Source organism: Blastococcus aggregatus (assembly GCF_900221005.1).
Taxonomy (GTDB): domain Bacteria; phylum Actinomycetota; class Actinomycetes; order Mycobacteriales; family Geodermatophilaceae; genus Blastococcus; species Blastococcus aggregatus.
The window spans coordinates 119308-145880 of the sequence record NZ_OBQI01000007.1 but is presented as its reverse complement, the minus strand read 5'-3'; the positions used below and the strand labels follow the sequence as shown (position 1 = coordinate 145880).

General features: G+C 70.2%; 24 protein-coding genes and 2 pseudogenes. 5 read left to right on the top strand and 21 right to left on the bottom strand.

The features are described 5' to 3' along the window. Positions 1-3 precede the first annotated feature (3 nt). From CRP29_RS20690 to CRP29_RS20665, 6 genes are all read right to left on the bottom strand, one after another. Positions 4-1524, bottom strand: a complete 1521-nt coding sequence (locus CRP29_RS20690; RefSeq protein WP_097196949.1) for an ATP-binding protein — start codon at positions 1522-1524, stop codon at positions 4-6. A 35-nt stretch (positions 1525-1559) separates the two neighbouring features. Continuing rightward, complete coding sequence (locus CRP29_RS20685) at positions 1560-3089, bottom strand: SCO6880 family protein (RefSeq protein WP_097196948.1); 1530 nt, start codon at positions 3087-3089, stop codon at positions 1560-1562. After that, positions 3086-4570, bottom strand: coding sequence for a type IV secretion system protein (locus CRP29_RS20680; RefSeq protein WP_245853156.1), 1485 nt, complete (start codon positions 4568-4570; stop codon positions 3086-3088). The genes CRP29_RS20685 and CRP29_RS20680 overlap by 4 nt, the downstream gene beginning before the upstream one ends. Continuing rightward, positions 4563-5408, bottom strand: a complete 846-nt coding sequence (locus CRP29_RS20675) for a hypothetical protein (RefSeq protein WP_097196947.1) — start codon at positions 5406-5408, stop codon at positions 4563-4565. The genes CRP29_RS20680 and CRP29_RS20675 overlap by 8 nt, the downstream gene beginning before the upstream one ends. Further along, positions 5408-5698, bottom strand: coding sequence for a hypothetical protein (locus tag CRP29_RS20670; protein WP_097196946.1), 291 nt, complete (start codon positions 5696-5698; stop codon positions 5408-5410). The genes CRP29_RS20675 and CRP29_RS20670 overlap by 1 nt, the downstream gene beginning before the upstream one ends. Positions 5699-6757: 1059 nt before the next feature. Continuing rightward, positions 6758-7534: a hypothetical protein gene (locus CRP29_RS20665; RefSeq protein ID WP_245853154.1), complete on the bottom strand. Its 777-nt coding sequence runs from the start codon at positions 7532-7534 to the stop codon at positions 6758-6760. A 453-nt stretch (positions 7535-7987) separates the two neighbouring features. Between CRP29_RS20665 and CRP29_RS20660 the strand changes: the two genes are divergently transcribed. Together CRP29_RS20660 and CRP29_RS23095 are read left to right on the top strand one after the other, a co-directional pair. After that, a complete protein-coding gene (locus tag CRP29_RS20660; RefSeq protein WP_097196944.1) occupies positions 7988-9193 on the top strand; it encodes a PD-(D/E)XK nuclease family protein in 1206 nt (401 codons plus the stop codon). A 513-nt stretch (positions 9194-9706) separates the two neighbouring features. Further along, entirely contained in the window at positions 9707-10177 is a 471-nt protein-coding gene (locus CRP29_RS23095; RefSeq protein WP_217991696.1) for a toll/interleukin-1 receptor domain-containing protein, read from the top strand. A gap of 52 nt (positions 10178-10229) precedes the next feature. On the opposite strand, the gene CRP29_RS20650 is transcribed toward CRP29_RS23095, so the two are convergent. Then, positions 10230-10664 (bottom strand): NUDIX domain-containing protein, encoded by a 435-nt coding sequence (locus tag CRP29_RS20650; RefSeq protein ID WP_097196943.1) that lies wholly within the window; start codon positions 10662-10664, stop codon positions 10230-10232. Positions 10665-10780: 116 nt separating this feature from the next. Between CRP29_RS20650 and CRP29_RS20645 the strand changes: the two genes are divergently transcribed. The 3 genes from CRP29_RS20645 (at position 10781) to CRP29_RS22465 (ending at position 12447) form a co-directional block, all read left to right on the top strand. Continuing rightward, positions 10781-11359 (top strand): NYN domain-containing protein, encoded by a 579-nt coding sequence (locus CRP29_RS20645; protein WP_176523073.1) that lies wholly within the window; start codon positions 10781-10783, stop codon positions 11357-11359. Between the two features lie 270 nt (positions 11360-11629). Then, positions 11630-11863, top strand: coding sequence for a hypothetical protein (locus tag CRP29_RS22470; protein WP_141437187.1), 234 nt, complete (start codon positions 11630-11632; stop codon positions 11861-11863). A 182-nt stretch (positions 11864-12045) separates the two neighbouring features. Beyond that, on the top strand, positions 12046-12447 hold the full coding sequence (locus CRP29_RS22465) for a hypothetical protein (protein ID WP_141437186.1): 402 nt from the start codon (positions 12046-12048) through the stop codon (positions 12445-12447). Here the strand turns inward: CRP29_RS22465 and CRP29_RS20640 are convergent, their stop codons facing one another. From CRP29_RS20640 to CRP29_RS20580, 14 genes and pseudogenes are all read right to left on the bottom strand, one after another. Further along, the gene (locus CRP29_RS20640) at positions 12448-13689 is read right to left on the bottom strand and encodes an L-lactate MFS transporter (RefSeq protein ID WP_097196941.1); all 1242 of its coding nucleotides are present in this window, start codon (positions 13687-13689) and stop codon (positions 12448-12450) included. A gap of 116 nt (positions 13690-13805) precedes the next feature. Next, a complete protein-coding gene (gene nrfD / locus CRP29_RS20635) occupies positions 13806-14750 on the bottom strand; it encodes an NrfD/PsrC family molybdoenzyme membrane anchor subunit (RefSeq protein ID WP_097196940.1) in 945 nt (314 codons plus the stop codon). Between the two features lie 104 nt (positions 14751-14854). Beyond that, positions 14855-15793, bottom strand: coding sequence for a 4Fe-4S dicluster domain-containing protein (locus CRP29_RS20630; RefSeq protein ID WP_097196939.1), 939 nt, complete (start codon positions 15791-15793; stop codon positions 14855-14857). Continuing rightward, a pseudogene (fdh, locus tag CRP29_RS20625) lies at positions 15790-18522 on the bottom strand (formate dehydrogenase); the annotation flags it as partial. The pseudogene fdh and the gene CRP29_RS20630, both read right to left, overlap by 4 nt. 12 nt (positions 18523-18534) lie before the next feature. Further along, positions 18535-19104, bottom strand: coding sequence for a dehydrogenase (locus tag CRP29_RS23880; protein ID WP_097197066.1), 570 nt, complete (start codon positions 19102-19104; stop codon positions 18535-18537). Positions 19105-19152: 48 nt separating this feature from the next. Further along, positions 19153-19548, bottom strand: a complete 396-nt coding sequence (locus CRP29_RS23845; RefSeq protein ID WP_425427116.1) for a hypothetical protein — start codon at positions 19546-19548, stop codon at positions 19153-19155. A gap of 76 nt (positions 19549-19624) precedes the next feature. Beyond that, positions 19625-20356 (bottom strand): annotated as a pseudogene (locus CRP29_RS23420) (transposase); the annotation flags it as partial. A 120-nt stretch (positions 20357-20476) separates the two neighbouring features. Then, the gene (locus CRP29_RS20610; RefSeq protein ID WP_097196936.1) at positions 20477-21148 is read right to left on the bottom strand and encodes a hypothetical protein; all 672 of its coding nucleotides are present in this window, start codon (positions 21146-21148) and stop codon (positions 20477-20479) included. Between the two features lie 160 nt (positions 21149-21308). Beyond that, a complete protein-coding gene (locus CRP29_RS20605; RefSeq protein WP_097196935.1) occupies positions 21309-21575 on the bottom strand; it encodes a hypothetical protein in 267 nt (88 codons plus the stop codon). Between the two features lie 57 nt (positions 21576-21632). Then, positions 21633-24953: a LysM peptidoglycan-binding domain-containing protein gene (locus CRP29_RS20600; protein ID WP_097196934.1), complete on the bottom strand. Its 3321-nt coding sequence runs from the start codon at positions 24951-24953 to the stop codon at positions 21633-21635. Further along, a complete protein-coding gene (locus tag CRP29_RS20595) occupies positions 24950-25378 on the bottom strand; it encodes a hypothetical protein (RefSeq protein WP_245853152.1) in 429 nt (142 codons plus the stop codon). Before CRP29_RS20595 ends, CRP29_RS20600 begins: the two co-directional genes overlap by 4 nt. After that, positions 25375-25839, bottom strand: a complete 465-nt coding sequence (locus tag CRP29_RS20590) for a TadE/TadG family type IV pilus assembly protein (protein ID WP_097196932.1) — start codon at positions 25837-25839, stop codon at positions 25375-25377. The genes CRP29_RS20595 and CRP29_RS20590 overlap by 4 nt, the downstream gene beginning before the upstream one ends. Further along, on the bottom strand, positions 25836-26249 hold the full coding sequence (locus CRP29_RS20585; protein WP_245853150.1) for a TadE/TadG family type IV pilus assembly protein: 414 nt from the start codon (positions 26247-26249) through the stop codon (positions 25836-25838). Before CRP29_RS20585 ends, CRP29_RS20590 begins: the two co-directional genes overlap by 4 nt. Positions 26250-26323: 74 nt before the next feature. After that, on the bottom strand, positions 26324-26560 hold the full coding sequence (locus CRP29_RS20580) for a hypothetical protein (RefSeq protein WP_097196930.1): 237 nt from the start codon (positions 26558-26560) through the stop codon (positions 26324-26326). Positions 26561-26573 lie beyond the last annotated feature (13 nt).

The window sequence follows — 26573 nt, the reverse complement described above, 5'->3', positions numbered from 1 at the left end:
GGGCTACGCCACCCCCGCCCGGCGGGCGGCCACCGAAGCTGCCTCCGCGTCGCCGGACGTGGAGGTCGTGATGGCGTCGTTGGTGTCGGTCAGGGCCACGTCGATCGAGGTGCGAACCGTCTGCACCTTCGCGACGTGGCTGCCGACCAGCCACAGCGCCCTCCCCCGGGCGGCGGCGGCCCAGTCGGTGACGATGCGCTCGGCCATGGGGCTGAGTCCGAGCAGGCCGGAGAGCTCGTCGCCGATCTGGTCGTCCTGGCCCAGCAACACCTTGGTGGCGCACAGGTGCAGGAGGTCCTTGGCGATCGCCACGGCCTGGCTGCCGGCATCGCCGACGGTGAGCATGTCCGACGGCTTGTGCGCGACGACGACCTGGATGCAGCCGTCGTTGCGGGACAAGCGCAGGTCCGCATCCAGTGACCGGACGGCGTCGGCGCCGAGGCGCATCTGCTTCCAGCACTCGTCGCGGATGACGATCCGCAGGTCGCCAGGTTCGGCGAGCTGGGTCATCGCCCGGCCCCAGGAGTTCAGGCAGGTCAGGGCCACGCCGACGGCCTCGTCGCCGAGCGGGTCCAGCCGGGACAGCGACAGCGACTGGATGGGGGCGCGCCAGTCCACCGAGATCGTGGTCGGTGCGTCGAACAGGCCCGCCAGGTGCCCGGTGACCAGCGCGCCGAGAGCGTCGCGCACCGGTCGGGTGTCGTCCAGAAACTGTTGGCTCGTCGCGTAGCGGCAGGCGTCGACCAGCTCGGCACTGGGGGCGCGTAGTGCCTCCCACACCCGCGGGATGGTGATCTCGCGCATCCGGTCGGCGCCGGTGGTGTAGCCGGTCAGGTCCCGAATCACCTGGCCGACGGCGGTCTCGGCCGTCGGCCCGAACGGCACGTGCTGGGACCCGACCAGACCGCGGAGAAGCAACAGCCAGCGGGAGAACACCATCGCCGCGCGGCGTTGCGCCTCCGCGCGCGGCAGCCGGGTCCAGTCGTTGCCCAGCGGACCGAAGTCCAGCGGATTGATCCGCGCGGGCAGGCCGTGGCCCACCGCGTGGGGCTGCACCTCCAGCGCCCGGCAGAGCGGCTCGTACTCGTCCTTGACGTCGCCGAGGACCAGCGTGCGGTAGCCGTAGGCCATCTGCCGCAGGGCGAACATCTTGACGGTGCCGGACTTCCCGCGGCCGGGTGCTCCGAAGAAGATCATGTTCGGGTTGGTGACGCCGGCGACCGCCTGCAGCGTCCAGCCGATCGGATCGACGGAGAAGGCGCCGCCGGAGAGGTAGTCGATGCCCAGCAGCGCGCCCGTGGGAGGCAGTCCGTTGCCGGCGATCAGCGGCCACACCCCGCCGGCCTGCTCCGACGTCATCCGGTAGACCGCCAGCGGCGCGGGCACCGGGCACCAGCCCGTGGCCCGACCGGTCCGTCCGTGCTGGCCGACCAGGAAGGAGAGAGGGTCGCGGTCGTCCGACCGAGCCGGACGTGGGGCGAGCGGCGGCAGTTGGTGGCCGAAGTCCGAGACGAGCTTCGCCACTCCCCTCCCCCGCACGCGAGCGGCGCGTCGGCCGATCACTTCGTGCCCCGACGTCGAGGCAGGCCGATGCCGAGCGGGATGCAGGCCGCGGCGAAGCCAGAGTCCTGAGCCAAGTCCAGCCGCAGCGGCTTGAATCCGCTTCCGGTGATGCTCGCCTCCAGCCGGCGGCCGTAGTCGGTGATCGACCACGTCCCGGGCACCGTCACTGATGCGGCGATGCCGACGCGGACGAGCGCGTTTCCCTCGGCGAGCCGGACGTCCTGGCCCTCGACGCGGGCGGCGTCGCGGCGGTGGGACGCGCGGACCTGGAACCCGCCGCGGCGTCGGATCTCGGTCGCCAGCTCCGAGCTCATCGACTCGTTGCCCACGAGGCGGTCGGCCTTCGCCGTGCTGATCGGCTCGAAGAACACCGTGGCGCACCGCCGCTCCCCCGCCGTCGTCGGGGTCAGCACCGGTGCCAGGGCACCCATGACGGCGCCCTTGTCGGGCAGCAAGACGGTGCAGGTGGCCGAGTGCCATGCGTCGTGGGCGTAGTGGCGACGCTCGGGATTCGGCGCGACGGTTGGCCCGGCTGCGCCCATCGGCAGAGCCGCGGCGACCTGCGGATCGGAGCTCGCGGCGAACTCGGCCGCCGCGAGACCGGCCCGGTCACCGGGCGCGAAGCCGGTGCGGATGGCGGCGGCCAGGCCGGGAGAGTCCAGCCAGGTGACGCTCGTGCAGCCGACGGCACCGGCCAGCCGGGCCTCGATCTCGCCCATCACCCCGTACAGGACGCGCGCGCGGCCGTCGACGCCGCCGCCGGCTTCCTTGGCCGCGCGGGCGATCCGCCGCTCCGGGACGACGACGGTCACGAATGCCTCGTGGCGCACTCCGGCGGACGTCATCACCGCGGCGAGTTCGGCGTTTGCCGCCAGCGCCAGCCCCGGAGCGCTCCGGCGCAGATGGGTGCGCTGCCACGCCTCCCGTTCGGCACCGTCTTCGGGCAGCGTGCGGATCTGCAGGGCGACCACCGACACCAGCTCCGCCGTGGCCGCGCCCTCGAGCAGCTCGGCCAGGCCCGCTCCCAATCGCGCGCGGGCGGCTGCCTCGGACAGCCCGATCCCGGGGTGGGTGATCCTGGCGACGGCGGCCCAGGTGCGCTCCCGGTGGTCGGCCACGACGGCCGGGCGGACGAGCAGCGGGCCGAACGGCGGGCCGTCGTAGGTTCGGATACCCGAGAGCACGCCGGGCAGGTCGGCCTCGTCGAGGTCGTCGGCAGTTCCGGCGGCGGCCTTGGACTGCCAGTCCGTCCAGCCCAGGACGGCTCCCGACCAGCGACGCAGACACTCGACGGCCCACTGGAACGCCGAGCGACCCCGCACCGGGACGGCGACCAGCACGATCAGTACCGCCCACACCGGGGCCCATCCCAGCGCTAGCAACCACTTGGCCGAGCCCGCGGCCAGCAACAGCGGCAGGCCGCCCACAACGATCACCACCCACGACCCGCCGCCGAGACCCAGGAACCAGCCCTGCCTGTCCTTCGACCACGAGCCGTACCGGACCGGCCGTCCCGGGGCCGTCACAGCGCCACCGTCGCAGCTTTCTGGGCGGCCGCGGCGCCGCCGGAACCGCCGGCCGCCGTCCCCTCCTGTGCCCAGCCCGCCAGGCCCCCGCGGGGAGTCCCGGGAGTCCCGGCAGGGGGTCCTCCATCGAAGGGCGGTGGCCCCGGCGGCTGAGTCGATGGGCCGCCACCGTCGGCTTCCGGTCCACCGGCCGAGCCACCGTCACCGGAACCGCCGTCGGGACCTCCGCCCGTATCGCTCGACGACCGGCCGCCTGCTCGCCGGCTGCTACCCGCATCGCTGGGCGGCATGCCGTAGGCGGGGTGGCCGACGCCGGCCGAGCCCAGCACGTCCGCACCGACGGCGACCGCACGGTGAGCCAGCGAGGTGCCGGCACCCACCGCGGCGCCGACCCCACCGAACATCGCGGCCAGCCGCCCCGAGGACTGGGCCTCCGCTGCAGCCTCCCCACCGGACCGGCCGTCACCGCCGCTGCGCGCCGCGGCGCCACTGCCCACGGACTCGCCGCCACCGCCGGAGAGCACGCCCGACAGGCCGCCCGCGTCGGTCCACGACTGGCGCAGCGCCGCACCGGATGCGGTTCCTGGGTCCACGAACGCCAGCAGCCGGAACAGCACCAGCGGGCAGACCGCACCGATCGCGATCATGACCGCGCCGACGATGGCCGTTCCCGCGGCCTGGGCGGTCGAGTCACCGTTCCCCGCGACCACCCCGGCGGAGAGCTGGACGCCGATGCCGAGGACGAGTGACGCCACCGGCGCGATGAGCAGGCAGGAGATGAACCAGCGCAGGCTCTTCCAGAACCACGCTTTGGTGCTGTCGCTGAGCAGTCCGCCGGCGGAAATCGGAGCCGTGGCGGCCAGGATGATCAGCGCCGCCTCCCGGACGAACATGATCACCAGGTAGAAGAACGAGGCGGGGATGAGAAGCAGCAGGGAGGAGATGCCCAGGACGGTGGCCACCGTCGCGTCGACCACCTCGCGGGGCCAGGAGCTGCTGGGGTCGAAGGCCGACAGGCTGTCGATGTCCAGCATCGCCTGGAGGATTCCGCGGGACAGCCCGGCCGCGGCGGTGACCAGGGCGCCGGCCACTCCGAGGTAGCCGACCCAGACCAGTCCGAACTGCGCCATCCCGAGCAGCACCCGGCCCAGGGACTGTCCGTCGCGGCGGATCAGTGCCACGGCCAGCTGGACGAACATCATGATCACCGCGACCGACGCACCGATCCACAGCGTCGTCGGAAGCACCGCCCCCATCGGTCCCGATGCCGTGAGGTCTGGGGTGGTGAATGCGTCGATGACCTGGAAGGCGAGGGTGAGCAGCCAGAGCCCGGCGGACCAGAGGGCGATCATGGCGGCCTTCCACACATCAGCGACGGCCGCGGAGGCGGCGTCCCCGAGCCAGCTGATCGGGTTCAGGTCGATCGCCAGCACGCTGGTGCTCACAGCCGCCGCGTCGCCGGCCAGGAGAGTGCTACCCATGGCGCAGCTCCCGGTAGCCGACGTCGATCGCCAGATCTGTTCCGGGCCACACCGATGGCGGCTGCGCGGGTTCGTCGCCCGGTCCGATCATCCAGCGGTCGCGGTGCCAGACCATCCGTTGGCAGTCGGCGGTCGCGCCGCGGGCAGTCTGCAGCAGGGTCACGTCGAGCTCGAAGTTCACGCAGGGCACGACGAAGTCGGGCCCTGCGCTGCCCTTGAATTGGCCCATACGTGGCGTGAGGACGACGGCGAGCTGCTGCGATCCTCCACCGGACAGGCCCGCGGCACTCAGGAGCGTGCTCATCGCCTGGACGCCGGACCAGCTCGTGGTCGTCGGGCCACCGGGCATCGCCCAGGCGGCGATCACGTCACGCGTGCCGGCCAGCGAGCCGGACTCCAGCGCGACCTGGTCGATGGCTGCCAGCTGCGCCATCGCTCCTTCGGCGGTGTGCGGGAAGCCGGTCGGCACGCCCGCCGAGCCAGTGTGCGTCGCCCGCGGCAGCACGATCGGCGGGCCGGAGTCACGGTTGGAGAGGGGCGCGGGACGGGAGGCGGATGTCGGCACCTCAGGCATCCGCCTGGCGGCGAGCGCGTCACGAGCCTCGGCGGCGGGCAGCGTGCCGGTCGGATCAGCTTCCGTCGCCGGGCCTGTCTCGTTCCCGACCAAGCCGCTGGCGTCGTCGCCGTCTCCAGTCGGGGCGACCGCGTGGCCCACGGCCAACACCAGGCCTGCCATCAGAACCGCGACCGTCAACGCTGCCATGACTAGCAGGGCGAGCAACTTCCGTCGCGACCACTGCGCGCTGCGCGGCTCCCGGCCGCCTCGGCGGAGCGCCATCAGCAACCGGTCCCGACGATCGACAGGACGATCACGTATCCGACGACGTAGAGGATCGCGCCGACCAGGCAGATCAGGATGCCGTCCATACCGAGCCGGGCACCGCGGGGATGGTGGGTGACCCGGCCCCAGATCAACATCCCGACGCTGGCGAAGAAGCAGATGCCCAGGATGGCCAGGACGCCCCACTTCACCCAGGACTGGATCTGGTCGGCATAGACCTGCACGCCAGGCGGTGCGGCCGGACAGACGGCGGCCACCGTCAGTGTGTCGGCGAGCAGGGTTCTCATCGACGCGTGTCCTCCGGAGTCGGTACGGGATTGATTGCGCCCTGTGACGCCCTGTTCCGGTTCCGTGAAGGCCGTCGTCGAGCAGCTCGAGCAGCGCGCGGCCGGCCCCGCGAAGAGGCTTGGGGAGCGGGGATGAGGTGGGTCCCGTGAGCTGGAGGCGCCGATCCATCGGCACGGACACGACGCGACCAGCGGCCCGCAGGGCGAGCAGGCGAGGGCCCAGGCTGCCGGTGACCTCGCCGGACCACCGGCGTGGACCGACGGCGGCAACCACGACCGGTCGCCCTCCCAGCTGCTCCAGCAGCTGCTCCGTCAGCCGCACCCCGGGCACGGTGGGCCGGCAGACGACGACGGCGCGGCTACGGCCAGTCAGACGGCGCAGATTCTGCGCGGCGTGACCGAGGTCGATGACGGTCAGCGGCGGGCCGTCGGCGACCGGAAGGACCGGCCAGTCATCGGATGCCGTGTCGGTGGCGCGGCGGTCGATGGTGACGCCGGTGCGCAGCCCGCGCCGCCATGCTCCGGTGACGTCGGTACCCAGCTCCTCCGAGGCCGCGGCGACCAGCCCCGACCGGAACGGACGGGCAGTGTCGACGAGGTGCACCCGCTGCCCGTCCGCTGCCGCGGCGTCGCTGACCACCAACGCCACCGTGGACGCACCGGCGCCGGCGTGAGCGGCCAGAACCCCGATCCAGCCAGCCTCCAGCTCACCGTGGTGAGCCCCGGGGTGCCTGGTCCCGGCGGTACAGTTACTCCCGGGGACGAGCACCTCCCCTTGGGAGTTCCCTCGGCCTCGAACCGGTGAGCCCGCCTCCGCCCTTCTCCGACGTCGCGTGGTCGGAACCGCCTCGCTCGTCGAGGCGGGCTGCTGCAAGCTGCCGTTGCTCGTGCGCTGCGGCGGTGCGGTGATCCCTGCTGTGTCGGGTCGCGGCCGTCGGGACTGCAGCTCTCGCAGGACCTCCTGGATCTCAGCGACGGACAGAAGTCGGCCGTTGCCCCCGAGGTCGCCGGAGTCGTGATCGCCGCCATCGGTCATGCCGACGGTGGGCAGGCGCGCGGTCACGCGACGGCCCCCAGATACTGCGTAGCCACGTCGCGCAGGGCGGTCAGCGTGCGGTGCCGCCGGCGGTACAGGGTGCGGGTCGTGATGCCGTGCGCGGCGGCCACCCGCTGGTCGACATCGCGCTCACGTAGGGCTCGGGCGCACTCGGTGGCGACCAGCAGCGCCACGTCACCGGCGTCGACCCCGGACCGCACCGCCCACTGCAGCAGGTCGGCGACGTCGAGGTCCTCCCGCTTGTCGTAGGCGGTGGCTCGAACCAGCCGAGTGACGTCGCCGTCGACGGTGAGGAGCTCTCCCCACTCTGGGTGCCGTCGGCTCCGGGGTCGCAGCTCGTGGAGCACCATCCGCCGCGTCTCGGCCCCCAGGTTCGCGGCGACCGCACGCGGACGCCGTTGCCAGGGGTAGCGCCGGACCTGGCAGGCGAGCTCGCCGACCACCACAGCGACGATGTCGGGGCTGAGGTCCCTCAGTTGCGCGGCCATCGTCCACACCAGGCCACTGAGCAGGTGCAGGATCAGCAGCAGGGCGTCGTCGTCCCGGCCGCCATCGACGGCGGCCAACCGGACCAGCGCGGCAAGGACGACGTCGGTGCGGTCGGACTCGGCGTCCCTGGACCAGACGGCGAGCAGCTGGGCGACGGTGGTCAGTTCGGCCAGGTCCGGCTCGGTCTCTGCCCAGCGGGGCAGAACGGCGTCGGCGTCCAGCCGTGCGGCCAGCGCCGGCCAACTGCCGACGATGGTGGGGTCGTAGAACATCTGCGGGTCCTCCGGCATCAGTGCGATGCCGTAGACGCTCCGAAGAGACGTTCAAGTAGCCGTCACCCCTTGCCGGGGTGACATCGGGACGAGCACGGCTCGCCGACAGGCCACCAGCGCCGTGGCACAACCACGTCTCTGCACCGCCCGGGCGCTGGTGCCGGCGAAGGGGTGACGGAGTCGCTCGTCGGGGTGACGGATGCGGTGTTGATCGCTGGTACGAACTCCGCCGCCACGCAAGGGATCGGGCCCCGCATGACGCCCCTCAGCGGGAATGGCAACCGGACGCGTCTACCGGGACAAGCTGACACGAGCGCCTCGTCCAACGGCGGCGTGCTCGGTAGCCCTTCCCCCTGCGGAACATCCGGACATGCCGGTGAGCGGATGTTTCCTAGTCGGCCGTCTCCGTCAGTGCGATGAACTTGTCGAGAGTCCTTCATTCTCGAAGGCCAGTGAGCCTACGGTGAGTGCGTGCCCGACCACCTGCTGACCGTGCTTGCACCGATGCTGACCAACCGCCCACAGCGCCGGTTCAACGTGTTCGACGTCATGCACCATGGCACTCACGAAAAGCAGCTCTCGAACGTCTTCGCGTGGCTCCTGAAAGCCGACGGGACACATGGCTTAGGAAGCGCGTTCCAGCGGATCTTCGTTGAGGAGGTCAACCTCCGGCTCGGCGAAAAGGGTCGAGAGCCGATTCCAGACCAGGCGTTCGGTGTCCGGCAGGAGCAGAACACAGCTGCAGTCGGTGAGCCTGCGGACATCGCAGACATCGTCCTCGACGGTGACGACACCACGATCGTCATCGAGAACTACGGCGTGCCCGATGGCCACGAGCACAGCTATTACGGGTACCTGGGGTACGGCGCACGTCAGCCCCCCCCCCCCCCCCCCCCCCCCCCCCCCCCGAAGAGTGTTGTCGTGCTGCTCTGCGAGAGCGGACTTGGGGGCGCTCTCGTCAGGGGATGGGAGAACGCCCCCGTAGTTCTCTACGCGACGCTGCTGGACCGGGTCTACGAGCACATCCAACAGCTTCCGAAGTACCGCCGCGAGTACGTCGAGCAGTACTACTTCATCGAGAACATGCACCGGTACTTCACGAACAGGACGGCGCTCACCATGGATCGTGAAGGCTTGATGCAGTTCGTCGATGCTCTCTGCAGAGGCGGGGAAGCCGAGCGCTTTGGTCAGAAGCATCAAGACGCGGTCGCTCGGCAGCTCGCAGATCAGCTGCGGGAGGAGGCGATCCAGCGCTACAGCGAAGGACGTGAGCTGCTCGGCATGGCGAAGACGATCCTCCGCAACTACTGCGACGCGACACTCTCTCCGCGGGTCAACGAGACCTTGGGGCGCAACGTCCTAGGGAAGGCCATGGTCCCGTGGTCTGGCATCTACGCATGGGAAGTCAGCATCGCGCCTCACCCAGACTTCGCTGACAAGGCCGAAGGCACCTACGTCGCCCATCTGGCTCTTGGCCCGTCTGCTTGGTACGAAGTCACGAAGGGGCGCTGGCAGGGCACAGCGATACAGCCTGACTTCAAGCGCGTCATGCTGCTCGACGAGAGAACTGCCGGCCAGGCAGTGATCTCGAAGGTCTCGATCGTCGAGGTACTCGAGGGTCTCGGTGCAGAAGACACGCGGCTTCACGACGAGATGGTGAGCCTGCTTCAGCCTTGACCCAGTTGGCGTGCTCGCAGCTTGTCCAACGCCTTCCGCACAGCCTTGCCGCCCCTCGATGAGAGGTCCCCCTACCGCGCGCCCAGTGCGCCTACCTCGCTGCCGCGACCGGACGCGCGCCCCGCTAACAGGGGCGGCTAGCCGACGTCCGCTCATGCCGCGGACAGCGTGCGTTTCGGTGAGGGATCCCCTATCGGAACAACCCTCGCTGTCATGTCAGAGGTCGCCACTAGCCTCCGCCTCATGTCTCAGTGCACTGCGCCCGTGCGGGGCCACATCAGGGGCGGCGGCGCCGACTGCCCAGTTCACGGACGCGGCGGAGGGTATGGCTACGCGCCGCCGCGGTCATACCCGTCTTACCCAGCACCGGCCGCCCCTCTCCGTAGGAGCGGGAGCCTGTCGAGCGGCAGCGGGGAAGGTCGCACCGTCCAGCCGGCCTGGCAGCCGAGCACGTCGACTGTCTCGTACACGCCGCAGCAGGTGCGCGACCTAGAGCCCGTCCGCGCTTCGGTCGTGGCCCGAACCCAGGAGCAGGACGTGTTCCTCTGCCACGCCTGGGACGACCGTAAGGCCGACGCGAAAGATGCCTACGACTTGCTCGTCGGACGCAAGCTCTCGGTGTGGTTCAGCGAAGTGAGCCTTCGGCCCGGCACGGACATGCGAGTGGCCATCGAAAAGGGGCTCGTGAGTTCGCGCATGGGAATCGTCCTAGTGACGCCCGCCATGCTCGTAAAGCTGCGCTCCGATCGAAGCGTCGCCAACAGTGAGCTCAGCGCTCTACTGCGCCGCAACCTGCTGGTGCCGGTCATGCACGGTGTGACGTTCGAGGAACTCGACCAGGTCAGCCCCATGCTCGCGTCACGTGGTGGGTTCAACACGGCGGAGGAGTCCTTGGAGGACATCGCCGTAAAGGTCGCCGAGCTCGTCGGAGAGCTCGCCGATGAAGAGGCGGCCGCGCTCAGCATGAAGTCGGCCGCCGAGTAGCGCGGGATAGGGACGGCTACGACCCCTCGGAGCGTTCTCGGTACCCGATCGCTCAGCGGAGCGCGGCTTCGAACAATGCCGGCAGGCGAGCATCGGCGAGCTTGAGCGCCGTCATCTCCCCATGGTTCAGCCAGGCCAGGGCATCGTGCTCTGTCGGATCAAGGCTCGCTGGCTCTCCATCCCACGATTCGACGACCCAGACATCCATGCGGAAGTCCGCGCCGATGACTTGAGCGAACGGAGTCCCGGTGATGACAGCGGCAACGCCGAGCTCCTCCCGCAGCTCTCGGCGTAGCGCCGCGGCGGGAGTCTCCCCATCCTCAACGTGGCCGCCAGGAAGGTCCCAGCAGTCGGGGTACCAGCGTCGCGCGGGGGCACGATGTAGCAGCAGCCCGCGGCCGCCTCGCTTCAGCAGTCCGGCGGCGACAATGTGGACATCCTCATCGACTGTCACCGCGTCAGTTTTGCAGGTGCCCCGGTTGTCCATCGCTCCGTGGGGACGCAACTGTTAGGGCCCGTGCCCTGGAGTCCGGCACAGTCGTCCACTGGACTACTCGGTCGGCGGCACTGGCTCTCGGCGCTCGGCCTGGGCACTATCTCCCCGTGGACCGCACCGTTCTACTTGTCGACGCCGGCCACCTGCTCTCCGGCGGCGGGAGCTTGACCGTGGCCGAGCACAGGCGCACCAACCTGGATGTCGACGTGTGCAAACTCTTGACGGCTCTCGTCGATCGCGTCGAGCAAGACGCTGAGCTTCCCCTGCTACGCACGTATTGGTACGACGGCGCCCGCGAGGGCAAGCCCTCCGCGGAACACTCAGCACTCCGGGAACTGGACTACACCAAATTGCGACTCGGGCGCCTCGTACAGGGCAGACAGAAGGGCGTCGATGCGCTGATCTACCGCGATCTGACGACTCTCGCGCGCCAGCGCTCCATCGTCACGGCATACCTTGTGGCCGGCGACGAAGACCTCTGTGAGGGCGTCGCCGAAGCGCAGTCCCTCGGCGTTCAGGTCTGCCTCATGGCCGTTGAGCCCGCCGGGAACAGCGACGTGTCGCAGGCCCTGATCCACGAAGCCGATCGTGTCATCGACTTGGACGACGACTTCCTAAGCCCCTTCTTCGCTGCGCGCGGTCCGGTCGCTGCTCCGCTTGGCGCCCAGCCGGCCGAGCCTGGGTGACGGTCTCCTCACAGAAGCATCCAGATGGGATCGTGCCCGGTGCGTCAGGTTCCCATCGTCTCGTCTCGAGAGGTGCGAGCGATCAAGGCGGTGGCCTGTACTCAACACGATCCTGCACAATCCGCTCCTCGCCTGGCTGCACTACCCAGCGCACTCTCGACACCACCCACGCGTGCCGCCCCGTCGGGGAATCCTGGTCTGGCAGGGTGATACCTACGTCTGACGGAGGCGCTGACCAACCGACAAGGTCTGAACCCGGAGGAGGCTGCAATGCCCACAGGACCAAGGCATTACCGCGCGGTGGAGCGGCCGGAAGGTGCGCCGCCCGGCGACTACGCAGTGGAATGTCGGTGCATGATCGGCGAAGACCACGCGGACGGGGAAATCGAGGAGTCGCTCAGCGTTTACGACGCCGCAGACATCTGGCTGTCCAACGGCATGGACGAGGACTATACGTTCGGCTACGGCGAGGATGAGTTGAGAAACGCCGCCGGACTGGATTGATCGCGGCATCAACGCCCGCGCCGTCAGGACCGTTATTGGACTGCCGATTTGAAAGACACAAGCCGGCGGCGATCGATCGCGTCCCGCGACGGTTGGTGAGCCATGGAGGCAGTCGAGATCGATGCGGCGTGTCCACCTCGCCGCTCATTGGAAATCGCTGATCGGGAGGCAGGCTGGCACTCATGGCGATGACGCTGTGCCGCGAGTGCACCCGTGACGTGTCCACGGAGGCGGCGAGCTGTCCCCACTGTGGGGTACCGAACCCGTCCTACCGCGACGCATCGAAGTTCCACTCGTCACCTCCCGAGTGGCAGCCTGGAGACCCGTACCCGGCACGTCTCCAGCCGCGCCCGAATGTTCGGGGCGGCCTGTTCGGCAAGCGGATAGGCGGTCTTCGAGTCGGCAACTCGGTGAACGTGTCCAACCCCTTGGCCCATGGCCGCGCCACGATCCTTGACATCTCCACAGACCCGTCGCGCGGGTACGCCACGAAGCTCTTCCCATCGTTCCTGGTGGAGTTCGCGGACGGCACGCGCGGGTGGTTCAACCGCATCGACCTGGAGAAGGAGTACAGCGCCGACTAACTAAGCCTCGACGCTGCGACGCGCGCGGGGCAGCTTGGTGATGAACGTCAGAATCATGGACACCAGCGCGATGATCCCGATGGTCGTGTAGCCCAGGGTGTAGTTGCGGTCGCCGCCGATGAGGGCGGAGATGAGGATCGGGCCGAGGATGCCGCCGATGCTCCAGCCGACCAGCATCAGGCCGTAGATGGCGCCGGCGTACTTGACCCCGAAGTAGTCGCCGGCCGTGGCCGGCATGGTGCCGAACCCACCGCCGTAGCAGAGGTAGATGACGGCGGCGAGGATGAAGAACAGCGCCGCGTTCGAGGCGTGCGGCAGCAGCAGACACACGCCCTGGAGCCCGAGCATCGCCGCGAAGGCGGGCATCCGCCCGATGTAGTCCGACGCCGCCGCCCAGACGACCCGGCCGCCGCCGTTGAACACCGCGAGCACGCCCACGACGGCGGCCGCACCGGTCGCCGTGTACCCGGCGATGTCCTCGGCGCTGGCGGCGGCCTGGGCGATCAGTGCGATCCCCGCGGTCACGTTGAGCGTGAGGATGGCGGTGAGCAGGTACCACTGCGGGGTCCGCAGCGCCTCACCCTGGGTGTAGTCCTTCTCCACCCTGGCCTCGACCCCGCTCGTCGCCGGCTCGTAGCCGGGCACGGTGTATCCGGCCGGCGGGTTGCGGAAGAACGAGGCCCCGATCAGGGACATCACCAGGTAGGCGATGCCGAGCGGGAGGAAGGCGCTGGTCGGCTGCTCGGGATCACCCTCGATCAGCCACTGGGCGACCGGTGAGGTGAGCACCGCACCGAAGCCGAAGCCGCCCACGGCCAGGCCGGTGATCAGGCCCCGCTTGTCCGGGAACCACTTGAGCAACATGGCGATCGGGACGATGTAGGCGAAGCCCAGGCCGAACCCGCTGATCACGCCGTACCCGAGGATGATCAGCCACAGTTGGTCGCCGCTGGTGGCGAACGAGGCGAGCACGACGCCGACGGCATAGATGACACCACCGATGAGCGCGACGATCCGCGGCCCCCGGACGTCCTGGATCCGGCCCCCGATGTAGCTGCCGATGAAGATCATCCCGATAGTGACGGTGAAGGGCAGCGACGCCTCCACCCGACTGAGGTCGAACGCCGAGGCGTCCCGCAACGCCGAGCCGAACACGCTCCACGCGTACACGGCACCGATCGAGAACTGCAGGAGGAGCGCGGCGGCGACGAGGAACCACCTGTTCCCTTCCGGGGGCGCCACTTCCGGTGCTGGTGTCGGGTGCCGTGCTCTGTCCCTGCGCCATGTCCGTCCTCTTCACCTCGACGCTCCGTGACTTCGATGCTCCGTGCGGGCGCCGGGCGGGCGCCCCGTGCTGATCAGCCCCGGTAGCGGGTCGGTTCCCCCCGATCGAGGCGCTCACGCTGCGGCACCACGGTGTACTTGGGGTCGCGGGCCGACTGCTGACCGGCCTCGAAGATCCCGAACCGCGTGCACACCGAACCCGCCACCAGCGCGGCGCCCGACACGGCGGCCACCGGCCTGCTGCGCCCGCCGAGGAGAGAGCCCAGCGCGCCGGTGATGGTGAGGGCTTTGCTCGCTCTCATCCACCGCCCCGCCTTCCCCTGGTGCAGGGGCTCGGCGGTGATCCCCATGGAGGACTCCATCCGCTGCTCGGCCACAAGCTCCAGCACGGCGCCCCCGACGGCCATCCGCCGTGCGGGGCCGGCCTGGTCCGGAGGGACGGCGAGCATGCCGACGCCGCCGGCCGCGGCCGCGGCCGAGCCGACGAAGACGAACGGCAGCTCCCGGTAGGCCTCGTGCCAGGATGGGGTGGCCGTGTCCGAGAGCAGGACGGCGGTGTACGCGGCGACCGGTGGCGCCGTCAGCGCGGCCACGAACCCGGCGGGCCGCCCCACGGCGGAGACCAGGCGGAACAGCGCCGGAACGCGCCGCTCGGGGAGCATGTCGACGAGCTCGGCCGCCGCGGCGACTCCGGCGATCGGACCGTACGTCGACAGGATCCAGGTGCCCACGGACATCGGCGAGGTCAGCTTGGCGGTGCGCAGCATGTTGAGGAATCGCCCCGGACGTCCGAGGTCGTGGACGAGCGTGGCCATGGTGGCGGACAGTCCGATGAGGGCGGTGAACCGGCCGGCACGTCGCAACGCGGGCCGGCCGGTCAGGTCGCCGCCGGCGGCGAGCAGGGATGATCCCGCCGCCATCCCGCCGAAGAACATGTACGCGGGGATGTCGGCCTTCCACGGGGATGCCTTGACGACGGGCAGTCCGGAGTACGACGTGAAAGTGGCCTCCGGAACCATGGACTGGTCCCCTCCGCCCCCACGCCGCCGCTTCCCGCGCCGCCCGTCCTGGGAACCGAGCACCACCGTCTGCTGCCGCGGACCTTCACCGTCTGGTGCCGAGCTCATGAGCGCCTCTCCAGGAAGGAGAGGACAGCGCCCAGCAGCAGCGCACCGGCGGCGACGACGGCCCGCTGGTACATGTGCGGGAGGTCGCGGGTGGTGACCACCGGGTCGGGGGGCAGGCCGTAGACCTCGGGTTCGTCGAGGAGCAGGAAGAACGCTCCCGCGCCGCCCACGCCGTCCTCGGGGTCGGCCCCGTAGAGCCGGGCATCGGTCACCCCGCCGGCCTGCAGCGCCTCGACCCGCTGCTTCGCCCGCTCCCGCAGCTCGTCGACGTCACCGAACTGGATCGACTGGGTGGGGCAGGCCTGGGCGCAGGCAGGGGTCATGCCGGCGCCCAACCGGTCGTAGCAGAGCGTGCACTTCTGCGCGATACCGACGTTCTTGGCCGCCTCAGGGCGCTCTCGCCGTTCGATGACCCCGTACGGGCAGGCCGGCACGCAGTAGCCGCAGCCGTTGCAGATGTCGTCCTGGACCACGACCGTGCCGAACTCGGTCCGGAACAGCGAGCCGGTGGGGCAGACGTCCAGGCAGGCGGCATGCGTGCAGTGCTTGCACACGTCCGACGACATCAGCCAACGGAAATCTGGCCTGTCCTCGCCGGCCACCGTCGTCTGCTGCCCGTCATCGGCCACCCCGTCGTGCAGCAGCGTCGGCATGCCGAGATCGACCGGCGGGGCGGTCGGGCGAGCCGGCTGCTCGACGAACGCGACGTGCCGCCAGCTGTTGGCGTTCAGCGAGCCGGTGTTGTCGTAGGACATCCCGAGCATGTCGAAGCCGTTGTCGGGGACCTCGTTCCACTCCTTGCAGGCCACCTCGCACGCCTTGCACCCGATGCAGATGCTGGTGTCGGTGAAGAACCCCTTGCGAGCCGGAGGGTCGTCGTAGCCGGCATCGCGTGCCGGGTTCACCGGACCGAAGAGACTGGTCTTGCCGATCATGGCTGCGCCCCCTCGTCGGCCTCGCGACCGTCGGTGTGAGATCCGGCGGTGCCGGTGGTCAGGATCGGCGTGCGCCGGCCGGTGTCGAGGCCCGCCCGCTGCAGGTAACCCGCGATGTACTCCCGGAGCGCCGGCCCGGTCGGGCGCCGCCCGGGCCGGACGTCACAGGTGCCGACCTTGCTCTCCTGGATCAGCACGTTGGGATCGAGCGTGATGCCGAACAGGTCGTTGGCCGAGTCGCCGGTGACCATGCCGCCGGCCCCCCAGTGGTAGGGCAGCCACACCTGGTGCACCACCCGACCTTCGACACGGAGCGGGATGAGCCGCTCGGTGACCAGCACCCGTCCCTCCACCGCCGACCGGCTGGTGATCACGTGGCACCAGCCCATGTGCTCGAGCCCGCGCTCTTGCGCCAGCGCCGGGGACACCTCCACGAACATCTCCGGTTGCAGTTCGGAGAGGTACTCCAGGTACCTGCTCATCGCCCCCGAGGTGTGGTGCTCGGTGAGCCGGCTGGTGGTGAACACGTAGGGGAACACCGCGACCTGCTCGGCCTCGTCCGGGAAGCTCGGGTTGATCGGGTTGTCCGGCCGCGGGTAGTCCTTGCGCGTCGGGTTGCCCTGCTGGGCGTACAGCGCGTTGCGGAACGGGGACTCCACCGGCTCGTAGTGCGTGGGCAGCGGGCCGTCGATGAGCCCCTGCGGCACGTACAGGGCGCCCTTGCCGTCGCCGTTCATGATGAACGCGTCGTCGCCCGCCAGGGCCGCCACGCCGCGCGCGCCGTCGGGCGCACGGTAGGACGGCGGCTTGGTCTTCTCGAAGTCCGGGACGTCGTGCCCGGTCCACTCCCCGGCCGCCTCGTCCCACCACACGTAGGCCTTGCGCTCGCTCCACGGCTTGCCGTCGGGGTCGGCCGAGGCCCGGTTGTAGAGGGTCCGCCGGTTGGCCGGCCAGGCCCAGCCCCACTCGGGGGCGACCCAGGACTGCTCCGATGCGGGCTTGCGGCGCGCCGCCTGGTTCACGCCGTCCTTGAAGACGCCGGTGTAGATCCAGCAGCCGCCCAGCGTCGAGCCGTCCTCCTTCATCTCGGTGAACGAGGACAGCGGCCGGCCGGTGGCGATCTCGTAGCCGTTGATCTCCATGAGCACCTTCTCGGCGCTCGGCTCGCCCCACGGCTCGTGCTGGTGCTCCGGAGGGACGTAGTCCCAGACGAGGTCGAGCAGCGGCCGGTCGCGCTCACGGGCGGAGCCCGCCAGCCGCTCCCGGAGCAGCCGGCCCAGGTGGTAGAGGAACCACAGCTCGGAACGGCAGTCGCCCTTGGGGTCCAGCGCCTTCTCGCGCCACTGCAGCATCCGCTGCGTCTGGGTGAAGGTGCCCTCCTTCTCGACGTGGGACGCCGCGGGGAACAGGAACACCTCGGTGCGGCACTCCTCCGGCACGATTTCGCCGGTCGCGATCTCCGGCGAGTTCCGCCAGAACGACGCGCTCTCGATCTCGACCAGGTCGCGCACGACCAGCCAGTCGAGGTTGGCCATGCCGAGCCGCTGCGCCCGGCCGTGCGCGGAGCCGACCGCCGGGTTCTGACCGAAGAGGAAGTAGCCCTTGACCTTGCCGTCGATCATGTCCAGCACGGTGCGGTAGGTGCCGTGGTCGCCGGTCAGCTTGGGCATGTAGTCGAAGCAGAAGTCGTTCTCCGCCGTCGCCTTCTCGCCCCAGTAGGCCTTGAGCAGGTTCACGGTGTAGGCCTTGGAGTTGTCCCAGAACCCCTTCGCCCCGGGCTTGCGGATGCTGTCCACATAGGTCTGGAAGTCCGGGTGCTTCGAGGCGCTCGGCATCGGCAGGTAGCCGGGCAGCAGGTCGAACAGCGTCGGGATGTCGGTCGACCCCTGGATGCTGGCGTGCCCGCGCAGAGCCATGATCCCGCCGCCGGTGCGGCCGATGTTGCCCAGCAGCAGCTGCAGGATCGCCGCCGTGCGGATGTACTGCGCCCCGACGCTGTGCTGCGTCCAGCCCACGCTGTAGCACAGCGCGGTCGTCCGCTCCCGGCCGGAGTTCTGCGTCCACGCCTCGCAGACCTCGCGGAACGCCTCGGGGGAGACGCCGCAGACCTGCTCGACCATCTCCGGGGTGTAGCGGGAGAAGTGCCGCTTGAGGATCTGGTAGACGCAGTTGGGGTCCTGCAGCGTGTCGTCCCGCAAGGCGCTGGAGACGCTGGCACCGTGACTGCCGAACTGCTGCGCGCTCGACGTTTCCCGTTGCTCGTGCATGTCCTGCCGGGTGTCGCCCTCATGCTCTTGCTGGGCGTACTGCCAGCTCTCCGGTGAGTAGGTGCGGGTCTCGGGGTCGAAGCCGGAGAAGAGGCCGTCGAGCTCGTCGGGGTCGGTGTACTCGTCGCTGACGATCGAGGCAGCGTTGGTGTAGGCCACGACGTACTCGCGGAAGTCCAGCTCGTTCTGCAGAACGTAGTTGATGATTCCGCCGAGGAAGGCGATGTCAGTGCCGGCACGCAGCGGCACGAACGTGTGGGCCAGCGCGCTGGTGCGGGTGAACCGCGGGTCGACGTGGATGATCTTGGCGCCGCGGAGCTTGGCCTCCATCACCCACTGGAACCCGACCGGATGCGCCTCGGCCATGTTCGAGCCCTGGATGATGATGCAGTCGGCGTTGGCCAGATCCTGCTGGAAGCTGGTGGCGCCGCCGCGACCGAAACTGGCCCCCAGACCGGGGACGGTGGCGGAGTGCTATATACGCGCCTGGTTCTCGATCTGCACGGCGCCCATCGCCGTCCAGAGCTTCTTGATGAGGTAGTTCTCCTCGTTGTCGAGCGTCGCGCCGCCCAGACCGGCAATACCCATCGTGCGGCGGACCTTGTTGCCGGACTCGTCCTCGTCCTGCCACGTCTCGTCGCGCACCTTCAGGACGCGGTCGGCGACCATGTTCATCGCCGTCTCGAGGTCCAGGTCCTCCCACTCGGTGCCGAACGGCCGGCGGTAGCGCACCTTCGACTCGCGCATCGGGCCGGTCACCAGGTTCTTGCTGGCGGCCCCCTTCGGGCAGAGTCGGCCGCGGGAGATCGGGCTGTCCGGATCGCCCTCGATCTGGACGACCTTCTCATCCTTGACGTAGACCCGTTGACCGCAGCCCACGGCGCAGTACGGGCAGACGCTCCTGGCGACGCGGTCGGCGGTCTCCGTGCGGGCGGTGATCCGCTCGGTCTGGCCGGATCGGGCCGCGGTGCCGCGGCCCAGCGGATCGTTGCCGCTGAACTGCCGCAGCACCGGCCACGAGAGGAAGGTCTTGCTCAGATCCACGTCCGCACCCACTCAGGTTGGTGACGAAAGCGCTCGACTGTGACCTTCCTAACAGGTCCCCGTCGACGCCGCGACCCGGATCACCACGGGGCCCGGAACTGCGGCGCGGTCAGCCGCGGTCGCCGGTCGCAGGCCCGGCGTGGCGGCGCTGGATCCTCGGGTCGGGCAGTGCGGCGGCCACGCAGTGCCCGATCCGGCCGTCCCTGGTCGTACATCCACGTGGTGCCGAAGCCGATGCCGTCGGCACCGAGGTGGCCGGCGCTCTCCATGCCGATCCACTCCCCCCCGCGGGTCGCGCACCAGGTACATCGTCACGTCGACGTTGATGAACGCCAGGCCCACGGAGCCGGAGTTCGCCAGCGGGTTGGTGAAGTCGGCCATCAAGGCGGCGCGGAGCATCGGCGTGAGCGGCTGCCCGGCCACGAACTCGGCCGTCTCCCGCATCCACACCTTGCCCGGACCGTCGTCGCTCCAGCCGGTGATCCGCCGGATCTCCCAGGACATCGGGCCGCCGGCCGGCGAGTAGTTCGTGGGTGCTCCCGGCGCCGTCGATACGGATCAAGACCTTCTTGCCGCGGGTATGTCCGCCGGGCAGCTGTGCCAATGCGGCCTTGATCACGGTGAGGTGGTCAGCGGCGGTGTTCGAGCCGGCGTTGCCCTTGCGCAGCAGGAACGACAGGGGTTCCCCGGTCCCGGCGGCGCCGTGGTCGACGAACGCCCACAGCGGGTGGTGGCCGTACCCGCGCTTGAACGTCGGCGCCGCGGCCTCCTTGTCCGAGTGCGAGGTGATCAGCGTGGCGTCCACGTCGATGACCACCGGTCGATTGGCCTCGGCGTCGTGATCGGGCGCGTGCTCACCGGCCAGCGACCAGGCGTTGGCCCGGGCCGTCGCCCGGGCGGTGTTGATCGCCGTCAGTGCCGCGGGGGCATCGGCGGCCAAGGCGTCGATGCAGCGGGACACTGTCGGATCCGACGCCACCAGCCCGAACACCTCCGGAGCCGCGCGCAGCTGGGCGATGTCGGCCAGACAGTCACCGCCGATCGCCAGGCTGACCGCGAGATCCAGCAAGATCTTGCCGGGGTCGTGGACGGCCAGCGGCTTGCGCCACCCTGCCATGGCCTCCCGCAGCGCCCGGGTCAGACCGACGGTCTGCGCGGTGCGCAGCAGCAGCATCGAGCCGGCGTGAGCCACGACCGCCGAGCCGGTCCCGTCGATGGCCGGGCGCGGGTAGTACAGGGTAGGTTTCTTCACCTGGAAGGTGCTCCTCGAGCTGCGTAGAACGGACCCTAGACAAGTCCCATTCTCGCTGGTCAGGAGCACTTTCCGCTTGATCAACTACGCGTCAAGCGACTGCGGCATGAAAGCCCCGGGCTAACCGCGGCCGCTCTGGAACCTCCAGATCCGGTGATCCAAGCCGCGGAGATCGACGTTCAACCCGGCGGCGACGGCCGTGACCAAGTCCGCCGCCTCGTTCGGCGTCGGGGTGCGCCCGATTGCACGCGCGACAAAGCGTGTGATCATCCGGTCGGGTTTGACCTCTTGCACGCCGGCGAGCAGCCGCGCGTACCGCCACGAGATGCCCGAACCTTGACCGGGCACGGCGCGCCAAGCGCGCTCGGCGGCCGAGGTCATGGGCTCGACGGCACCGCGGAAATCGGCCGCCGACTCCATGCCAGCCGCGACCAACGCCCGAGCGCACAGCAGCACCGCCTCGGCCTTGAGGATCCCGCTTCGCGTCGACGTCCGATGCTTGTTGTCCATCGCCGCGGAGAAGGCGTCCGAGCCACCGGTTCGCTCGATGGCGATGATCAGGTCGCGGGCGCCGTCGACCCCCGGGTCGGCCCCTTCGTCTGCGCGCAGCCCGCGATAGCGCCGGACCACGCGCCGGACCCCGCCGTAGCGCACCCCCATGGACCAGACGGCATCGATGATGCAAAGCGCCAGTCCGTCCGGGTATCCCTCCGGGGGCGTCCAACTGTCGGTCGGGCCGAGCAACTGCTCGCACTGCACCGCGAGTCTCGCGACGTCCCCATCGGAAGACATGGGCGTCATTCAAGCAGCCGCCAGGCGAAGCTACGTGCGATGTCGGACCGGGGCACTGGACCTGGCAATTCGACGGTTCCGTGCGGCCGTCGACCCGGTGAAGCCGGTCGATCGCCGGCTCCGCGACGGCACGCGGACGACCGGCTTCCTGGTGAGGGGCCTACCGCGGTCGGCGATCCAGCTGCCGGTCAGCGACAGGCACGGGATCCGGATGCGGTTCCGCGGAGAGCTCCAGCCAGCGAGCCATACGGTTGAAGTTGGCCGGGTGGTAGTCAGCCGACCTCGGGTTGCTGCTGAAGACGATCTGCAGGCCTGGGTTCTCGCCGTCCTCGCCCACGATGTCGGCGTTGTTCGTGGCGAGGCGGATGCGATCAGGGGTGTCCTCGTGCCACCAGACGTAGAAGCCATCGAGGGGCGGAGCGGCCATGGTGGGAAGGTAATCCGAGATCGACGAAGGCGCCTGGCTGTCCTCTTCGCATCGGAGTCAGCTCGCTCGACCGGTCCACTGGCGTCGGAAGAGAATTTCGGCTGTTCTCGGTGGCAGATCCTCTTCGACCTCGGCGTCATGGTTGGCCAGGATGCGGGCGACGTACGCGTCTGCTTCAGCCCTGTTGCCCTGCGCGTCGCAGGCAGCGACCAGGTCGAGCAGCGGCGTGTCCTCGTAGCTTTCAGCCTTCAGGGCCACCTCCGCAGCGGCCGCCGCGAACTCTGGCCGCCCAGCGGCGAGGTGATGGGTGGCGACCGTGTGGGCGACGTCGGCGATCATCGCCGCGTACTCGAGGTCCAGCCGGCCGTCTTCGTCGACTAGCCATCGATATCCGCCCACGGCCCCCTGCCGTTGGGTCGGCAGGTCGAAGGGGCGACCGGTGACCAGGTCGAGCGCCGCGCACAGGTCGGCGATGCCGTCGGCTCCGCGCGCCAGGCCTCGGACTCGCAGTCGGCGGAACAGTTCGGCGTCGATGAGCATGCCGTCGATCCGGTACCGGCCCGCCGCTGCGGCGGTGAGCCCGGAGGGCAGAAAGTCGGCGCCGGTATCCGGATCGGTGCCGAGCCAGGCCCGCACGACGGAGATGGACTGGCGCACCTTCGTCTTGCCGACGACGTCGGGCTCGTTGGGCCAGATGGCGGTGGCGTAGCGCTCGCTGGTCACGCCGCCCGGTCGGGTCGCCAGGTAGGCGACGATCTCGGTGTAGAACTGCCGCCGCGGATTGCGCTCCGGTAGCGAGCCCTGAGCGCGCACCAGGACCGGACCGAGCAGCGTCAACTTGGGGCGGGGACAGGAAGGGTCGGCCCAGTCGGCCAGGTCTTCGTCCAGGCCGGGATCGGCGCTCTCCACCTGGCCCCGGATGCCCTCATCGGTGGCCGGGGCCAGCGCCTGCAGGTCCTGCTCGGTCGTCGCCGCCTGATCCAGGTAGCTCTGCGTGGGCAAGGGCAGCACGGAGCTTGTCGTCGACAGCGGCTTCTTCGTCGGGCCCGGTGACCGCTCGTCAGCCGCGACAGAGTCCGGTCGCTCCCGCCGGGAAGTGCCTGCTCGTTCGACGCGTAGGCCGCCGCAGGCGTCGGCGTGCGCGTCCCAGGACTGGTTGCCGTGGCTCGGCGGGACGGGCCGGTCCTCGGTGACAGACGCCAGGGCGAGCACCTGACCCAGCTGCGCGGCCTCGTGGGCCGGGACCTGTTGGGCGATCAGCTCGAGGTCCAGTGCCGGGATGCGGAGAACCCCGTCGTCGTCGATGGTCAGCCGCCAGCGGACGTCGTCGGTGAGATCGGTGTCGTGAACCAGCACCACCGCGACCGCACTGCGGGCCGGCTGCTGCCGAATCGCAGTCACCAGCTCGGCCAGACTGTCGCCGTCCTGGGCCGCGTCCGAGGCGATCAACAGCACGTGCGGAGCCCAAGCGTCAGCCGCGACGTCGTGCAGCCGGCCCCCGAGCACGTCGGTGGCGGCAACCCGTATGGCGTCCGTGACCGACTCCAGCCTCCCGGAGAGTGCCGCGATCGCCTTCTCGACGTCTTCGGAATAGGTCAACCGGTCGGTATTGATCTTGGCCAACTCCTCGCCGAAGCCGACCATGGTCACCTGCAGCATCTCCGACCAGCTGTTGTGCGCCAGCTCAGCGGCGAGGAACCGCGCCAGGTTCAGGCAGCGCTCGGAGTCGCCGGACAGGGAGATGGCCCCGACGCGTTCGAGGTCGACGAGCCAGTGCTCCCCCGCGGCGGTGTGACCCACGGACGCGAGCGTCGGGAACGGGGCGAAGAACCGTGTTCGCCGGTGCTCGTCGTAGGTCAGCGGGTCGCCGCGTCGGATCGACCAGCGGGTCCCATTGAAGTCCACGGTCCATGGCTCCGGTGCCTGCGGCGAGGGGCTCGCGAGTACCAGCGTCAGGACGTCGTCGGTCGTGCACGCCGCGACGACGTCGGGCAGCCGGGCGCCCTCGACCGTCGACAAGCCGTGCACCAAGCTGCGCAAGGCCTGATCCAGCCAGCTCACGTCAGCGCTGCCGGCGCTTCCCGCCATCAGCAGGGTCCGCTCGGCGTCGAGGAGTTCGGGCGGGGTGCTGCTGATGACCCGGCCGGGACGGCGGTGGCGGAACTGGCGTCGCCGATAGCGCAGCAGAGCAGCGAGTGAGGTACCGGCCAGGAGTAGCCCACCACCCGCGAAGGCGACCATCGGCAACTCGGGTGCGCCGTCCTCTGTCGGGGACTCGCTCTGCTGGGTTGGTGACGACTCGGCGTCCGGCGCGGCCGCTCCCGACGGAGTCGAGGGCGGGTTGTCCGGCGCCGGCACGGACGCCGTCGGGGCTTCTCCGGACGGCGGCAGGGGCGGTTCCGTCGGTCGAGGCGCAGGTGCGGGCGGTATCGGTGGGCTCGGCTCGGGCTCGGGGCTGTCCACCGACCTTGGGATGCTCAGCGTCCATCCCGGCCGGATTAACGATGGATCGGTGAAGGTCGCTCCGCCCGGCTGGATGCGTCCGCGGTTCAACTCCCAGGCTTGACGCCAGTCCTCACCGCTCCCGGTGACCTCCTCCGTGAGATCCCACAGGGTGTCCCCCGGTTCGACGGTGACCTCCTCGGCAACGCTCGCGCCGGTGGGCTCCGGGACGCCCCCGGCCGGCGGCAGGCCGGAAGCGTCCGCCGGCAGGACCAGCAGCGTGCCGGGGTTGATCTCGTTGTCCGGACCGACGGCAGCAGCGTTGAGGTCGACGATCTCCGGATAGCGCAGCGGGTCGCCCAGGTAGCGCTCGGCCAGCGCCCACAGGGTGTCTCGGCGCTGGACCTGGTAGGTCGGGGGCGTCGCAGTCGGGTCCTCCGGAGTCGAGTGCGCGGACGCCGTCTGGGTGACCCGGACGCCGATGTCCTGCTGCGCCGACGCGGACAGGCCAGTGGACACGGTCACGACCGGCAACGGCGGCCGGGCAGATGCGGTCCCGGACGGGGATGCACTGGCGAATGCAGGGGCGACGGTCAAACCGACGGCGACCGCGGTCACCAGCGCGGCCGCCGGCCGCTGGAAGATCCGCAGCCCCGGCAGCGGTGGAGCCGGCCGGTCGCGGACCAGCCCCATCAGCTCTGCCGCGGTCGACAGCGTGAACAGCGCCCAGCACACCCATACCCCCGTAGCGAGGACGATCTGGGCGAGTCGTCCGTCGTCTCGAACCTTCAGCGAAGTCGCGACCTCGCCGAGGGACGGCAGGCTGTGCGGCACCAATTGCAGGGCCGCGAGGAGCAGCGGAACGCCGACGACGACCGCGATGAGCACGACTAGCGCACCCGCGGCCTTCAGGAGGCGGACCGCGCGAGCGGTCACGACAACCCCTCCCCTTGAGTGACGCCGACCAGCAGTTGCGCGGTGTGGGTGCGGGTCTGGCTGACCGGGATGCCGAGCAGGGGTGTCGAGGCGGTGACGGTCACGCTGACCTCGACCACGCCGGGGCCGAGGACGTTCACCGTGCCGACCGCGCCGGCCTGCTCGAGGTAGTCGCGGGCGGCGGTCACGGCCAACGTGGCGTCCGCGCTGCCTCCGGTGGGGACCGGGCCGACCGCGATGCTGGCCGCCCGGGCCGCCTCGGCGGAGTAGGTGTCGGCGCGGTTGGCCGCTTGGATCGCCGTACCGGCGTCCACGAGGCCGGTCACCAGGAGGCTGGCGGTCAGCACGATGAAGCAGAAGAGGACCGCCACCGACCCGCGCTCGTCGTCGCGGGCTTGGGCGCAGGTCCGCCCCGGGCAGGTCACGACAGGTCCCGGGCGGGGTCGAGCGGGCTGGTGGCCGTGTCACGCAGGGTGCGCGAGCCGGGCAGTCCGGCCACCCCGATGTCGGACAGGCCGACGGTGCATGCCACGGTCACGGTGACCGACGCCGGAACGCCCGGGGCGCTGGTGAACCCGGTGGTGTCGACCCGCACCTGGACGTCGGCGCAGTGCAGGTTCCGGTCGGTCAGCGCATCGGTGGCGCTGGCCGTGGCGACTTGCTGAGCGGCGCTGGCTGAACGGGCGAGCGAAGCGTCTCGGGCGGCGATGCCGGCGACGCCGCTGATCCGGTCGCCGGCCAGTGCGATCCGGGCTCCGATCACCAGCATCGCGAGGATCAGGATGCCGACCGGTAGCAGGATGGCCAGCTCGACGGACTCGGAGCCGCGGTCGTCTCTCCGCGGCGGGCCGGTCGGAGCGGTGACCGGCTGCAGGCGACGGTTCATGGCGAGTCCGGCGTGGTGAAACGCTCCTTGCCGCGCGTCACAGTGACGTCGACGGTCGGGGCGAAGCCGGGCAGCGGGATCACGTTGGGCACCTCGGCGGTGATGTGGACGGTGACCGTGGTGGCGGTGTCCTGTTCCTCCACCGAGTAGCGGGTGATGGTGCCGGTGCCGAGTCGGGCCAGGTACTGGTCGGCCGCTTCCTGTCCCGCTCCCCCGGCCGCGCCGCTGACGCTGGCTGCCCGCGCCCCGGCGTGCGCGGCGGCGTCGGCGGCTTCGCGGGCGAAGTACCACATCGCCAGCTGCGGGCCGGCGAGCAGCAGAGTGACGATGATCGGGAACAGGATGGCGAACTCGACGCTCGACGAACCCCGATCGCTCCCGCCACCGCGGCTCGGCAGGCCTGGACGCACGACCACACCGCACGGCGGTACCGCGGTGCGTCTCCGGGCACGGGATCCAGGCATGGCGTTGCTGGTGCGTCTCGCTACTGGAACAGCGCCGTCTTGCTGGCCACGAACGCCACCGCGGCGACGGTGACCGCGCCGCCGAGCGCGATGGCCAGGATGACCATGAATGCCTTCTCGGAGGAGTCCGAGCCGCGGTCGTCGCGCACGTGCTCGGCGCGCAGCCACGCGAGTGCTGTCAGGACCGCGGCGTGCAGTGCCGCCTGGTGGGCCAGGACTGCACGAAGGTGATGGCGATGCGTTGCGAGCTGGAACATGGGGCCTCCCGTT